This window comes from Litorivita pollutaquae (assembly GCF_003205515.1).
GTDB classification, from domain to species: Bacteria; Pseudomonadota; Alphaproteobacteria; order Rhodobacterales; family Rhodobacteraceae; genus Litorivita; species Litorivita pollutaquae.
Map to the genome: position 1 here is coordinate 54,925 of NZ_KZ826483.1, position 13,796 is coordinate 68,720.

Annotated in this window: 16 protein-coding genes; 10 read left to right on the forward strand and 6 right to left on the reverse strand. The window is 59.0% G+C overall.

Translation table 11 applies throughout. From position 1 onward, the window contains the following. The first annotated feature begins 152 nt into the window (after positions 1-152). Entirely contained in the window at positions 153-1,829 is a 1,677-nt protein-coding gene (locus tag DI396_RS06830) for a tetratricopeptide repeat protein (protein WP_235851791.1), read from the forward strand. Further along, on the forward strand, positions 1,816-2,709 hold the full coding sequence (locus DI396_RS06835; protein ID WP_110795458.1) for a 4-(cytidine 5'-diphospho)-2-C-methyl-D-erythritol kinase: 894 nt from the start codon (positions 1,816-1,818) through the stop codon (positions 2,707-2,709). Before DI396_RS06830 ends, DI396_RS06835 begins: the two co-directional genes overlap by 14 nt. Here the strand turns inward: DI396_RS06835 and DI396_RS06840 are convergent. After that, complete coding sequence (locus DI396_RS06840; RefSeq protein WP_110795459.1) at positions 2,685-3,683, reverse strand: polyprenyl synthetase family protein; 999 nt, start codon at positions 3,681-3,683, stop codon at positions 2,685-2,687. The two genes, DI396_RS06835 and DI396_RS06840, sit on opposite strands and share 25 nt — an antisense overlap. An 83-nt stretch (positions 3,684-3,766) precedes the next feature. On the opposite strand from DI396_RS06840, the gene DI396_RS06845 reads away from it, so the two are divergent. From DI396_RS06845 to DI396_RS06855, 3 genes are all read left to right on the forward strand, one after another. Beyond that, positions 3,767-3,985, forward strand: coding sequence for a putative signal transducing protein (locus tag DI396_RS06845; protein ID WP_110795769.1), 219 nt, complete (start codon positions 3,767-3,769; stop codon positions 3,983-3,985). A gap of 10 nt (positions 3,986-3,995) precedes the next feature. Then, entirely contained in the window at positions 3,996-4,787 is a 792-nt protein-coding gene (locus DI396_RS06850; protein ID WP_204362809.1) for a tRNA1(Val) (adenine(37)-N6)-methyltransferase, read from the forward strand. Positions 4,788-4,895: 108 nt separating this feature from the next. Beyond that, the gene (locus DI396_RS06855) at positions 4,896-5,066 is read left to right on the forward strand and encodes a YdcH family protein (protein WP_110795460.1); all 171 of its coding nucleotides are present in this window, start codon (positions 4,896-4,898) and stop codon (positions 5,064-5,066) included. Here the strand turns inward: DI396_RS06855 and yddG are convergent. The 4 genes from yddG to DI396_RS06875 all read right to left on the reverse strand — a co-directional run bounded on the left by yddG (position 5,063) and on the right by DI396_RS06875 (position 9,255). After that, entirely contained in the window at positions 5,063-5,950 is an 888-nt protein-coding gene (gene yddG, locus DI396_RS06860) for an aromatic amino acid exporter YddG (protein WP_110795771.1), read from the reverse strand. The genes DI396_RS06855 and yddG overlap by 4 nt on opposite strands. Positions 5,951-6,065: 115 nt before the next feature. Then, positions 6,066-6,788, reverse strand: a complete 723-nt coding sequence (gene phbB, locus DI396_RS06865) for an acetoacetyl-CoA reductase (RefSeq protein WP_110795461.1) — start codon at positions 6,786-6,788, stop codon at positions 6,066-6,068. A gap of 217 nt (positions 6,789-7,005) precedes the next feature. Beyond that, entirely contained in the window at positions 7,006-8,181 is a 1,176-nt protein-coding gene (locus tag DI396_RS06870; protein WP_110795772.1) for an acetyl-CoA C-acetyltransferase, read from the reverse strand. Between the two features lie 174 nt (positions 8,182-8,355). Then, positions 8,356-9,255, reverse strand: coding sequence for an EAL domain-containing protein (locus DI396_RS06875; protein ID WP_110795462.1), 900 nt, complete (start codon positions 9,253-9,255; stop codon positions 8,356-8,358). A 119-nt stretch (positions 9,256-9,374) separates the two neighbouring features. Between DI396_RS06875 and DI396_RS06880 the strand changes: the two genes are divergently transcribed. Further along, positions 9,375-9,971 carry a DNA-3-methyladenine glycosylase I gene (locus DI396_RS06880; RefSeq protein ID WP_110795463.1) on the forward strand — a complete coding sequence of 199 codons (597 nt, stop codon included), beginning with the start codon at positions 9,375-9,377 and terminating at the stop codon, positions 9,969-9,971. 5 nt (positions 9,972-9,976) lie between these two features. Here DI396_RS06880 and DI396_RS06885 read toward each other — a convergent pair whose 3' ends face one another. Beyond that, positions 9,977-10,582 carry a TlpA family protein disulfide reductase gene (locus DI396_RS06885; RefSeq protein ID WP_110795464.1) on the reverse strand — a complete coding sequence of 202 codons (606 nt, stop codon included), beginning with the start codon at positions 10,580-10,582 and terminating at the stop codon, positions 9,977-9,979. A 26-nt stretch (positions 10,583-10,608) separates the two neighbouring features. Between DI396_RS06885 and argH the strand changes: the two genes are divergently transcribed. From argH to lysA, 4 genes are read left to right on the forward strand one after another with little or no spacing between them, the layout of a single operon-like run. Next, on the forward strand, positions 10,609-12,000 hold the full coding sequence (argH, locus tag DI396_RS06890) for an argininosuccinate lyase (protein ID WP_110795465.1): 1,392 nt from the start codon (positions 10,609-10,611) through the stop codon (positions 11,998-12,000). After that, a complete protein-coding gene (locus tag DI396_RS16595; protein WP_204362810.1) occupies positions 11,997-12,173 on the forward strand; it encodes a hypothetical protein in 177 nt (58 codons plus the stop codon). The genes argH and DI396_RS16595 overlap by 4 nt, the downstream gene beginning before the upstream one ends. Next, positions 12,174-12,488 carry a DUF2834 domain-containing protein gene (locus DI396_RS06895; RefSeq protein ID WP_110795466.1) on the forward strand — a complete coding sequence of 105 codons (315 nt, stop codon included), beginning with the start codon at positions 12,174-12,176 and terminating at the stop codon, positions 12,486-12,488. Positions 12,489-12,520: 32 nt separating this feature from the next. Beyond that, on the forward strand, positions 12,521-13,786 hold the full coding sequence (lysA, locus tag DI396_RS06900; RefSeq protein ID WP_110795467.1) for a diaminopimelate decarboxylase: 1,266 nt from the start codon (positions 12,521-12,523) through the stop codon (positions 13,784-13,786). The last annotated feature ends 10 nt before the right edge of the window (positions 13,787-13,796 follow it).

Consider the following 13,796-nt stretch of genomic DNA (forward strand, 5'->3'; position numbering starts at 1 on the left):
CCCCCATTGCGCTTGACGCGCTCGTGCATTGCCTCTGCGCGGCGGGGCGATTAGGCTTTGGAAAAAGCGGCGCGATGCTTTCGCCCGTATCCAAAACAAGGGGCCGAGCCGTGATCTTGAGCAAACTGCGTATCTGGACATCTACAGTTGCAATGGCAGCAGGGTTGGCGGCGGCGATGCCGGTGGCTCCGGCTTTGGCCGAGAGCCTGTCGGGGGCCTATCTGGCCTCACGTCAGGCGCGGTATGGGTCGGATTTTGCCGCAGCGGCGCAATATCTGTCGATGGCTTTGGCGCGCGATCCATCACATCCTTTGTTGCTCGACAGTGCCATACAGGCCTTTGTTTCCGTTGGTAAAATCGACTTGGCCCTGCCGATTGCCCGCAAGGCCGAAGCCGACGGGGTCGGCAGTCAAGCCGGACGGATGATTTTGGCCGCCAACGAGGCGAAAACAGGCCAGTTCGAGGCGTTGATCGCCCGTGCCGAAAGCGAAAAAGGCTCGGGCCCCTTGGTGGATGGGTTGATGATCGCATGGGCGCAGGTGGGGCTTGGCGATATGTCGGCGGCGCTCAAGGCATTTGATGCCGTGGGCAAAGAACGCGGCTTGGCCAGTTTTGCTCAATATCACAAGGCCTTGGCTTTGGCCTCGGTCGGGGATTTCGAGGCGGCCGAAAAGATCTTTGTCGCGGACGGAGCCGGCGCCTTGCAGGGCACCCGACGCGGTATGATCGCGCGCCTGCAAATCATGAGCCAGGTGGAAAAAACCACCGAGGCGGTGGCGTTGATGGATCAGGTTTTCGGCTCGGATCTGGATCCTGAATTGCGCGAAATGCGTGGTGATCTGGAGGCGGGAAAACCGTTGCCCTTCTCCTTGGCGCGGGGCGCGGCGGATGGCACCGCAGAGGTGTTTTATTCCATTGCCGGGGCGCTGAGCGACGAGGCGAACCCTGATTATACGTTGCTCTATACTCGCGCGGCGCTGTATCTGCGGCCCGGTCATACAGATGCGGCGTTGTTGGCGGCGGGGCTGCTTGAGGATCTCGAACAGCATGAATTGGCGGTCGAGGTTTATCGGTCGGTGCCACAGGATGATCCGGCCTTTCATGCAGCAGAATTGGGCCGTGCTGCGGCCCTGCGCGCGGCGGGCAAGGATGAAGCCGCCATGGAAGTGCTTGAACAATTGGCCCGTACCAGCCCCGATTTGCCCGCTGTGCATGTGACCATCGGGGATTATCTGCGCGCCAAGGATGATTTCAAAGGTGCAGTGGCCGCCTATGATCGTGCCTTGGCGCTTTATGGTGACTCGCAACCATCGCTATGGTTCTTGTTCTATGCGCGCGGCATTGCCCACGAGCAAATGAAGGATTGGCAGGCATCAGAGGCGGATTTTCGCAAGGCGCTTGAATTGAACCCGAACCAGCCGCAGGTGCTCAACTATCTTGGCTATTCCTTGGTCGAGCGCGGCGAGAGCCTTGATGAGGCGCTTGACATGATCGAACGCGCGGTCGCCTCCCGCCCCGATAGCGGTTATATCGTCGACAGCCTCGGTTGGGTGTTGTTCCGGCTTGGCCGCTATGACGAGGCCGTGGGTCATATGGAACGCGCCGCCGAATTGGTGGCGGTCGATCCGATCATCAATGATCATCTGGGGGATGTCTATTGGTCCGTGGGGCGTAAATTGGAGGCCGAATTCCAATGGCAACGCGCCCTGTCGTTCGAGCCCGAGGAAAAAGACGCGGCGCGTATTCGTCGCAAGCTGGAGGTGGGGCTTGATGCGGTTTTGGCCGAAGAGGGCGCGGCACCGTTGAAAGTGGCTAATGACGACAATTGAGGTCTTTGCCCCCGCGAAGGTTAATCTGACGCTCCATATCACCGGACAGCGGGCGGATGGCTATCACCTGCTCGACAGCCTCGTGGGGTTCGCAGGTGTAGGCGATGTGCTGCGGATCACGCCGGATGGCGCGGGCGATTTCACCGTGACAGGCCCAGAGGCGGGCGATGTGCCGATTGGCGGCGCGAATTTTGTGTCGGACGTGGCAGATGTCTTTTGGACCGGCGCGCCTTTGTCTTTTTCGTTGGAAAAAAACCTGCCGGTGGCGGCGGGAATAGGCGGCGGATCGGCGGATGCAGCCGCCTGTTTTCGCGGTCTGGAATATTTGAACGGGGATGACACAGCGCCCTCGGCGCAGGCCATGGCGCAATTGCTGGCGATCGGGGCGGATGTGCCGATGTGTGCCGCGTCCGACACCGCCCGCGTGCAAGGTATTGGCGAGGCAATCACGCCCTTGGACGTATGGCCCGAACTGCCGATCCTCTTGGTCAACCCGCGCGTTGCGGTGCCGACGGGGCCGGTGTTCAAAGCTTTGACGAAAAAAGACAATCCACCGATGGAGGCCTTGCCGGCAGATATGGCGGATTTGCCTGCGGTGTTTGATTGGCTCGCCCGCCAGCGCAATGATCTGGAGCCGCCCGCGCAGGCAATTGCACCGCAAATCGCGAGGGTGCTTGATGCAATTGCTCAGACCTCGGGGTGCCGCGCCGCGCGAATGTCGGGGTCGGGCGCAACCTGTTTCGGATTATATGAAAGCGATGCGATGGCCGCTGCGGCTGCCGCTCATCTCCGGGCGGAGCATCCTCATTGGTGGGTGCAGGCAACGCGTTTGAACGGCGCGCGCCGCGCCGCGCCTCAGCTGATCCGTGCGACGACGTAATCGGCGATGTCGCGTAGCATTGTCTTGATCGGATGGTCCGGCAGCGGGTCGAGCGCTTCTTTGGCCTTGGAGGACCATGCCAGCGCCTCTGCGCGGGTCTCCTCCATCGCGCCATGTTTGGCCAGCAATCTCAACGCCTCGTCCAGATCGCCGTCGTCCTGGCGGCCTTTCTGTATCGTACGCGTCCAAAAGGCGCGCTCGTCCGCAGCGGCTTTGGCCACGGCTTTGATCACCGGTAGGGTCAATTTGCGTTCGCGGAAATCATCGCCGATGTTCTTGCCGGTGGCCGTCGCGTCGCCGCTGTAATCAAGCAGATCATCCACGATTTGAAAGGCCACGCCAAGTGCGTCACCATAATCATAAAGCGCCTGAATTTGTGCCGGGTCTGCTGCCGCGATGACCCCGCCGACCTCGCAGGCGGCAGAAAAAAGCGCGGCGGTTTTGCCGCGCACAACTTGTAGATAAATCTCTTCGGTGGTGGCCAAATCCTGTGCCGCGGTAAGCTGCAATACTTCGCCCTCGGCAATCGTGGCAGAGGCATTGGAAAGGATTTCGAGCACCCGCATATTGCCGGTTTCGGTCATCAACTGGAAACTGCGGGCAAAGAGATAATCGCCGACCAAAACGCTGGACTGGTTGTCCCAAAGAAGGTTCGCGGTCGGGCGGCCGCGCCGTTGTTCGCTTTCGTCGACGACGTCATCATGCAACAGCGTCGCAGTGTGAATAAATTCGACCGTGGCGGCCAGATGGATATGATATGCGCCCGCATATCCGCACAGACGCGCGGCCGCCAGTGTCAGCATCGGGCGCAGCCGTTTGCCGCCTGCCTCAACCAGATGCGCGGTGACTTCGGGGATGCGGGGGGCGTGTTTCGAGGCCATGCGGGCGCGGATCAGCGTGTTCACATCGGCAAGGTCGCCCTCAAGGTGAGCGGCAAGTGCTTCGTGCGGTTTGGTCGGGTTGTCCAAGCTCATGGCCTCATTTGTCTCTTTGCTTGACTGGCGCGGCGTCGCATTTGCCTCGACAGCCCCGCATGGATGGCATTAACTGCGCTGATATGAAACATCTTTTGCGAACCACCGATCCGACCGAGATCGCCTTTGCCCGCGCATTGCTTTCTGGCGAGGGTATAGACTGCTTTGAATTAGACGTAAATATGAGCATCCTTGACGGTGGCATCGGAGCATTGCCGCGTCGGCTTATGGTGGCGGACCGTGATCATAAAGCGGCCTACCGCACGCTCCGGGACAACGGGTTGAATCCCGTGGATGAATAGGGCGCGATGGATGACGCCCGAGAATGATATCGCCGGTTGGGATGCTGAAAATCTCAGTGATGATAAATACTTAAATGGCCGTTTGCAGATCTGGCAACCACGGGTGGGGTATCGTGCGGGGGTGGATCCGGTTCTTTTGGCGGCGGCGGTGAATGCACGGGCAGGGCAACATGTTTTGGAGCTTGGCTGCGGGGTGGGGACCGCGTCGCTTTGTCTCGGGACGCGGGTGCCGGATCTGCGTTTGACGGGACTTGAAATTCAAGCAGATCACGCGGCATTGGCGATGGCAAACGGGCGACGAAATAGCGCGGATTTTGAGGTGGTCACGGGCGATTTGATGGCCATGCCCGCCTGCCTCAAAGCGCGGCAGTTTGATCATGTAATCGCTAATCCTCCCTATTTTGACCGTGGCGCTTCGACCGTGTCGCCACATCCGGCGCGTGAGATGGCGATGGGAATCGCGGCGCCGCTGGAGGCATGGATCACAGCAGCAGCCAAACGCTGTGCGCCTAAGGGGTATGTCCATGTGATTCACCGGGCCGAGCGGTTGCCAGATTTGATCGCGGCGGCGGCGGGCGTTTTGGGCAGTATCGAGGTTTTGCCGCTGATCCCCCGGGTGGGCCGCGCGGCGCAATTGGTGGTTTTTCGCGCACGGCGCGGCGGACGTGCTGATTTCCGCCTTTGGGATGGCGTGGTGATGCACAAGGGGGCGCGTCATCAGAAAGACGAAGAAAGCTATACAGATCAATTGGTTAATATCCTGCGCCATGGGGCGGCGCTGGAGTTTTCCGGAACCGGTTAAGAATTTCTAAACAGTTTCCTCTTCACTCTTTGTATCAGTCGCGTGACAGACGCTGAAATTTGTGCTGCACTGATACCGCCTATTTCAACCACAGAGAGGAGACTACCCATGAGTTTGACGTCCCATGTCGAGGAGCTGAAAAAGCGACACGCCACTCTCTCGCAGAAGGTCGAAGCCGAGCAACGATCTCCTGGCTCCAACCACTTGGTGATTGCGGAGTTAAAGAAGCAAAAACTCCGTCTGAAGGAAGAAATTTCGCGTCTGTCGGTCACGGCCTAGGCCAAAGGATCGGCTTTCGATTTCATTGCAAAGCTGGCGCGCGCGGCAAGCCCCGCGCCGCCGGTTATCAACAAGGCAGCTACGGCGAGATTGACGCTTGGGGTGGCCACGCCTGCGATAACCAGGATCAGCGTCGATAAAAGCGGCGCAGCGTAGGAGGCGACACCCAACAATTGGATGTCGCCTTTTTTGATCCCGATGTCCCAGACATAAAATGCAAGACCAACGGGGCCGAGGCCCAAGCCGATCACGGCACCCCATCCCCATGCGCCGACCGGCCAAACGGTCTCCTCCAGCGCAAGATGGAGCAATGCCGAAAGCAGTGCCGTGGCGAGGCAAAAGACCGCCACGCTTTCGGTGGGGGCCGCGCCCAAGCGCCGCGAGAGCACCGAATAACCCGACCATGTAAGGGCACAGGCGATGGCGAGCAGATACCCCATAGCGTGATCCGCGTTCAGCCCTGATCCGTCCGTGATCAACAAAGCGGCACCGAGAAACCCGAGGCCGCCGCCGAGAATATGGCCAAGGCGTAGCCGTTCACCCGGCAGCAGGCCGGACATCAGCACGATCAGCAATGGCCACAGATAGGCGATCAATCCCGCTTGTGCGGGAGGGGCAAGGCGCAAGGCGGTGAAATACAACGCGTGATATCCAAAAAGTCCAAGCGTACCAAAGAGGTAGATGCGCCAGTTGACCGTGCGCAAGTGGTGAAGGCGACCGGTCACTCGCGCCCATATAAGGCCAAGCGTGCCCCCAACTGCAAAACAGATCGCGTTGAGAAGCAAGGGCGGGGTGGGGGCGGTGGCGACGGTGAGCAATGCCAACAACGCCCAAAGCAGGATCGCGATGAAACCGATGAAGGTGGCGGTGCGTGTGTTGATCATATCGGCGACGCTATCTTGTTGGTCGCATGGTGAACAGTCGATTGCGCGACGCATCGCGCAAAAAAGGCCGGCGCTTTGCCGCGCCGGCCCCTTCAATACGTGATCCGGTTGCGGATCAGGTCATATATTGACCGCCGTTCGCTGTGAGCGTTGCGCCGGTGATGAAACCTGCGTCATCGGAGGCGAGGAAAACCACCGCGCGGGCGATGTCTTCGGGTTCACCCAAACGACCAACGGGGATCGTCGCAATGATCGATTCGCGGACTTTTTCCGGCACCGCCATCACCATATCGGTCGCAACATAACCGGGGCAGATGGCGTTTACGGTGATGCCCGCGCGCGCGCCTTCTTGCGCCAAGGCTTTTGTGAAGCCGATGTCGCCGGCTTTGGCCGCGGAATAGTTGGCTTGGGCGAATTGGCCTTTTTGGCCGTTGATCGACGAAATCGAAATCACACGGCCGAATTTGCGGTCGCGCATGCCAGGCCAGATCGGGTGCGTCATGTTGAACAGGCCGGACAGATTGGTATCCATCACCTGAGTCCACTGTTCGCGGGTCATTTTATGGAAGGGCGCGTCGCGGGTAATGCCGGCATTGTTCACAAGCACGTCGACCGGGCCAAGATCTGCTTCGACCGAGGCAATGCCTGCGACGCATTCGTCGTAATCGGCCACGTTCCATTTGTAGGTCTTGATGCCAGTTTCGGCGGTGAATTTTGCGGCGGCTTCATCATTGCCCGCGTAGGTCGCGGCGACGTCATAACCGGCCTCTTTCAGAGCGATGGAAATGGCCGCGCCAATGCCGCGCGATCCGCCTGTGACGAGTGCTGTTCGTGCCATGGTGTCCTCCCAATTGGCAAATTTCTCTTGGTAATGGTGTTACCCATATTCACGTTGTTGCGCAACATTGTTGCGCAAAAGATTTCTCATATTCCGCAGCCTTCTTTGCAGTTTGGTCACTTAGTCGCACGAAATACAAAGAAAAAGGGGCGCTTTGGGGCGCCCCTTGTTGAAAAAGGTGATTTTTCTGCGACAGCAAAGAATCGCTGCCTATAGATTAGGGCCGCTCAAGGCACATGGCCACGCCCATGCCACCGCCAATGCAAAGCGTTGCGAGGCCTTTCTTGGCGCCGCGGCGCTGCATTTCAAACAGCAAGGTGTTGAGGATACGCGCGCCCGAGGCCCCGATCGGGTGGCCAATGGCAATTGCGCCGCCGTTGACGTTCACAACGGCCGGATCCCAACCCATTTCTTTGTTCACGGCGCAGGCCTGTGCGGCAAAGGCTTCGTTGGCTTCGACAAGGTCAAGGTCTTCGGCTTTCCAACCGGCCTTTTCCAAAGCTTTGCGCGAGGCATGGATCGGGCCGACGCCCATGATCGACGGGTCAAGGCCGGCGGTGGCATAGGATGCGATGCGCGCCAGCGGGGTGATGCCGCGTTTCTCGGCTTCATCGGCGCTCATCAGGAGCGCGCCCGCCGCGCCATCATTGATGCCGGAGGCATTGGCCGCCGTGACCGATCCATCTTTGGTAAAGGCCGGGCGCAGCTTTTGCATGGCATCCATGGTTGCGCCGTGCCGGATATATTCATCGGAATCGACAACGGTTTCGCCCTTGCGGGTTTTGATGACAAAGGGGACGATTTCATCGGCGAATTTGCCGGCTTTCTGGGCGGCTTCGGCTTTGTTTTGCGAGGCCACAGCGAACTCGTCTTGCTGGTCGCGGCTGATCTGCCATTGCTCGGCGACGTTCTCGGCGGTTTGCCCCATGTGGTAGCCGTTGAAGGCATCCCAAAGACCATCACGAATCATCGTGTCGATGTATTTTGTGTCGCCCATTTTATGGCCTGCGCGCAGGTTGGCGGCATGGGGGCTCATGGTCATATTCTCTTGGCCGCCAGCGGCGACAATATTGGCGTCACCCAATTGGATGTGCTGGGCGGCCAAGGCCACGGCGCGTAGGCCGGAACCACAAACTTGGTTGATCGACCATGCGGCGGACTCGATGGGAAGGCCGGCGTTGATATGGGCTTGGCGGGCGGGGTTTTGGCCCTGAGCAGCGGTCAAAACCTGACCCAGAATGGTTTCGGATACTTCCGAGGGATCAATGCCGGCGCGTTTGACAATTTCGGTAAGAACGGCCGCGCCAAGATCATGTGCGGGCGTGTTGGCAAATGATCCGCCAAAAGAGCCGACACCCGTGCGGGCTGCGGATGCGATAACTACGTTGGTCATGTGATTTTCTCCACCTGATTGCGCGGCGTTTGCACGTCCATGATATGGTTTCACATACCACCGGCGCGCGCCGGATAGAAAAGAGATAGAGGATTTGCCGCGCTGCGGCAAGGTCATCACCTTGCGACGGAATGCATCAACCCATTGGTCTTTGGTCGAAGAACCACGCCGCGGTTAGGCGGAGGAGCGCATCGCCATAGGTTGCAACCATGATGGGTTGGTGGTCGGCGCGCCAAAGAAATACCCTTGGAGACAATCAACGCCGAGCGAGGTCAGGTAGGCAGCATCGGGAGCACGCTCGACGCATTCGGCGACCGTGAACATATCGAATTGTTGCGCAATCGACAAAAGTGCTCTGGTGATCACTTGATTGTCGGCATCTTCACTGATGCCTCGAATGAACTGCCCGTCGACTTTCAGGATGTCGAAGTAGAAATCCTTGAGGTAGCGGAAGGATGTGAAGCCTGCGCCGAAATCGTCCAAAGCAAAGGAAATGCCGCGATTTTGCAGGTTGGACATGAAGCCGACCACCAATTCGGGCACCAGCATAGCGCTGCTTTCGGTGATTTCGAGGATCAACCGTTCGCCAATTGTGGGATCACGGTCGAGGCCTCGTTTGAGGGTGCGGGTCCATTTTTGGTAGCCGATGGACCGCGCAGACATATTGATCGAAAGGCGGATCTGCGGTTGCTCGTGCAGGGTGCGCAGGCCTTTTTCGAGCGCAAGGCAGTCAATGAGACGGCCGGTTTCCGTGGTTTCAATGGAGTCGATGAAATCGGCGGCCGGGATCACACGCCCGGTCTCATCCAGCACCCGGATCAACCCTTCGTAGAAGGCCGGTCTGTCTTGTTGCAGGGATTGAACGACGGGTTGATAGGCGAGCATGACCTGATTGTGTTCGACCGCCTCTTGCACCATTTGCAGGGTCGAGCGATCACGGGACGTCACCGCATAGTCGAGCGGATTGTGGTGTCCCTGAGGAATGTTGGCGCGGATGCGTTTGATATTTGCGCGGCGCGCATCGGCTTGCGGGGTGTTTGCCCCGGCTCCGCTAAAAATAGTAGGCTTTTTCATGATCTACCTTCCCAGTTCACCCGTCCTAGATTTGCGCATGAATGGCTAACAACCTCTTAATCCTGCCCGAAAAACGGTTCTGTGGTTAATAGGGGGTGAACGGCAATCGGAGAGAGCAAATGACAAAACGATGTGGATGGGTCGGCGCCGAAGACATCTATCGCGACTACCATGATTATGAATGGGGCGTGCCGGAATATGACAGTCGTGCGCTTTGGGAAAAGCTGATCCTCGACGGGTTCCAAGCGGGGCTGAGTTGGATCACCATTCTTAAGAAGCGTGAGGGATTTAGGCAGGCTTTTGAAGGGTTTGACCCGAATATTATCGCCATGTGGGGGGCGGAAGACGTGGCGCGATTGGTGCAAGATACGCGCATCATACGGCATCGCGGCAAGATCGAGGCAACCATCGGAAACGCGCGTGCCTGGCAGGCCATCGAAGCCGAGGAGGGCTTTGCCAAATGGGTGTGGTCCTACGTCGGCGGCGCGCCTATACAGAGCCGCTTTGCCACGGCGGCAGATGTGCCCACCAGCACAGAAATCTCTCTAAAACTTTCAAAAGATTTGAAGAAACGTGGATTTAAATTTTGCGGGCCGACGATTGTTTATGCCTTCATGGAGGCTGTCGGTATGGTCAATGATCATGTGCTCACCTGCTCGGCCCATGATCGCACCGCTGCGATGGCAGTAGATGCGCCCGATTGGAGCAAGATCTAGGGGTATTAGGGGTATTGCTCCGGATCGGCCAATGCGGCGAGGATCGCCTTGGCGCTGCCTGAGGCCCAATCGGCGTCGCCGGTCAGGCGGGCGATTTCCATGCCGTTGGCGTCGAGTATCACCGTGATCGGCAGGCCCAAAACCGCCATATCGCGCGCAATCGCGCTCTTGGGGTCGCGGTGGCGCGGCAAGTTCACTGCGCCAACCTCGGTTAGGAAGGCATCAATCGCGGGCGGTGGATTGCGCCCCGTGGCCAATGTCACCACGTTGATTTGGTCGCCCATCTGCGATTGCAGCGCGGCGAGGCTTGGCATTTCCTTGCGGCAGGGCGCGCACCATGTGGCCCAAAAGTTCAATACCGTCACCTTCCCTTGATACTCTGCCAACGTGCCTGTCGATCCGTCCTTGCGGGTGAAGGCTTGGGTCGAGACGGCTTTGGGCGCGGGCGCAAAGGCCAGTTTTTTCATCTCACCGGCGCGCAAGGCTTCAAGCGCGCTGTAATCTGCGGGGGCGGAGTTGCTTGCGGGGTCTTGCAGCGCGACAAAGCCGATTGCTGCAATTGCACCCAAGGCGAGGGCCGTATAAACCACTGCGGACCGATTGAATTTCATTTTGCCTCCCAAGGGTGCTGCGCGCTATGACCGAAAAAACCTCGAACCAGATGTGGGGCGGCCGTTTTGCCGCTGGACCCGATGCGATCATGGAGGCCATCAATGCCTCGATCTCATATGATCAACGAATGGCCCCCCAAGATATCGCCGGCTCTCGGGCCCATGCCGCGATGTTGGCGGCGACGGGCATTGTCACTGATAAAGACGCCGAGACGATGAGGGAAGGCCTGCTCACGGTCTTGTCAGAAATCGAAGGCGGCACGTTCGAATTTTCCACCGCGCTTGAAGACATTCATATGAATGTCGAAGCGCGTTTGAAAGAGATCATCGGCGAACCGGCGGGGCGTTTGCACACCGGCCGTTCGCGCAATGATCAGGTGGCGACCGATTTCAAATTGTGGGTCCGCGACCAGATGGATGCGGCCATAGAAGGCATCGACGCCTTGATCCGCGCGCTTTTGGCTCAAGCCGAAGCAGGTGCCGATTGGGTTATGCCCGGATTCACCCATCTGCAAACCGCGCAGCCGGTGACGTGGGGCCACCATATGATGGCCTATGTGGAGATGTTGGGCCGTGATATGTCGCGGTTCAAGGATGCACGGGCGCGGATGAACGAATCTCCCCTTGGGGCGGCGGCCTTGGCGGGCACGTCTTTTCCGATTGACCGCGAGATGACCGCCAAGGCGCTGGGCTTTGACCGTCCGGCGGCGAATTCTTTGGATGCGGTGTCGGACCGCGATTTTGCGTTGGAATTCCTGTCCTGCGCGTCGATCTGCGCCATGCATCTGTCGCGCTTTGCCGAAGAATTGGTGATCTGGTCCTCGGCGCAATTCCGGTTTGTGACGCTTTCTGATCGGTTTTCCACCGGTTCGTCGATCATGCCGCAAAAGAAAAACCCCGATGCGGCGGAATTGATCCGTGCCAAAATTGGCCGGATTTTCGGGGCGCATGTCGCCTTGATGATGGTGATGAAGGGGCTGCCGCTCGCCTATTCCAAGGATATGCAAGAAGACAAAGAGCAAGTCTTCGATGCTGCTGACAATCTGATGCTGGCGCTGGCGGCGATGACCGGCATGGTTGCCGATATGTCCGCCAACCGGCCCAGCCTTGAAGCCGCTGCCGGATCGGGGTTCTCGACGGCGACGGATTTGGCCGATTGGCTGGTGCGCGAATTGAACCTGCCGTTCCGTGATGCGCATCACGTCACCGGCGCATTGGTGGCGATGGCCGAAGGCGCGGGCGTGGATTTGCCCGATCTGACTTTGGCGCAAATGCAATCGGTCCACGGCGGCATTACCGAAGCGGTGTTCGGCGTGCTTGGGGTGCATAATTCCGTCGCCTCGCGCATGTCCTACGGTGGCACGGCCCCGGCGCAGGTGCGTGCGCAAGTGGCGCGTTGGAAAGAGATTTTGGCATGAGAACCGTGATCGTTCTTTTGGCTTTGACGGCGCTGGGCGCTTGCGGTGTCGATGGCCCGCCAATTCGCCCGTCGCTCAATACCGGCGTTAGCGTCGGCGCAGGCGGGGTGCACACCCATAGCAGCGTCAACGTCGGCATCGGCACCCGCGTCAATGTCGGGATCGGCCTGTAAATGAGCGTGTTGCGGATGCTTTACCTCGGGTTGGCGATCTGGGGCGCGGTGCATCCGATGGCCTATTTTGCCGCGTGGTTGGGCCGCAACGGTTTTGATATTACCGCGATGATCACGGCATGGCACGCCAATGCCGCCACATCCGGCCTTGTGTGGGATCTGACCATTGCGGCCATTGCCTTGACGGTTTGGATCATTGCCGAGGTTTCGGTGCGGCGGAATTTTCTGGCACTTATTGCCCTTCCCGCCACCTTCCTTATTGGCGTCAGCTGCGGCTTGCCGCTTTATCTGTTTTTGCGCACACGGCCGGTTTAACCGCCTCTGCCCGACTTCTCAGGAGCCTTCTCATGGATCATTTTCTATACCGCGACGGCACGCTTTTTGCCGAAGACGTTCCCGTGGCCGAGATTGCCGCCACTGTTGGCACGCCGTTTTATCTCTATTCCACCGCGACGTTTGAACGGCATTTCCGCCTGTTTGACGAGGCTTTGGAAGGGATGGATCATCTGGTGTGCTACGCGATGAAAGCCGCCTCGAACCAAGCGATCCTCAAGACATTGGGCGATTTGGGCGCGGGGATGGATGTGGTGTCGGGCGGCGAATATGCCCGCGCGCGCGCCGCCGGTATCCCCGGTGACCGCATCGTGTTTTCCGGCGTCGGCAAAACCCGCGACGAGATGCGCATGGCGCTGACCGGCGGCATCCGCCAGTTCAACGTCGAGAGCGAACCGGAGATGGAGGCGCTCAACGCGGTGGCCTTGGAGCTTGGCGTCATTGCCCCGATCACGGTGCGGGTGAACCCCGATGTGGATGCGAAAACCCATGCGAAAATCGCCACGGGAAAATCGGAAAACAAATTTGGCATTCCGATCAGCCGCGCCCGCGACGTCTACGCTCATGCCGCGTCTTTGACGGGGTTGAAAGTCATTGGGATCGACGTGCATATCGGTAGCCAGTTGACCGACCTTGAGCCGTTTCGCCTTGCCTATCAAAAGGTTGCGGAATTGACCGAAGCCCTGCGCAGCGATGGTCATACGATCACGCGCCTCGATCTGGGCGGTGGTTTGGGTATACCTTATGAGCGCTCAAATACGGCGCCGCCGCTGCCTGTCGAATACGGCGCGATGGTCAAGGAAACTCTCGGGCATCTGGGGTGTGAGATCGAGATCGAGCCGGGGCGTTTGGTGGCGGGGAACGCGGGAATTCTGGTCAGCGAAGTGATCTATGTGAAGCAAGGTGAGGATCGCGAATTTCTAATCATCGATGGCGCGATGAACGATTTGATCCGCCCGGCGATGTATGAGGCTTATCACGATATCATACCGGTTGTTGAACCGGCTCCGGGGCTTGAGGGCGCGACATATGACATCGTCGGTCCGGTGTGCGAAAGCGGCGATACCTTTGCCAAGGGCCGCGATATGCCGACCCTTGCGGCGGGGGACTTGATCGCATTCCGCTCGGCGGGGGCGTATGGTGCCGTGATGTCGAGCGAATATAACACCCGCCCCCTGATCCCCGAGGTCTTGGTCAAGGGGGATCAATTTGCCGTCATCCGCCCACGTCCAACCTATGAAGAGATCATAAATCGCGATACGCTCCCTGCGTGGCTCTAGCCGGATCGGA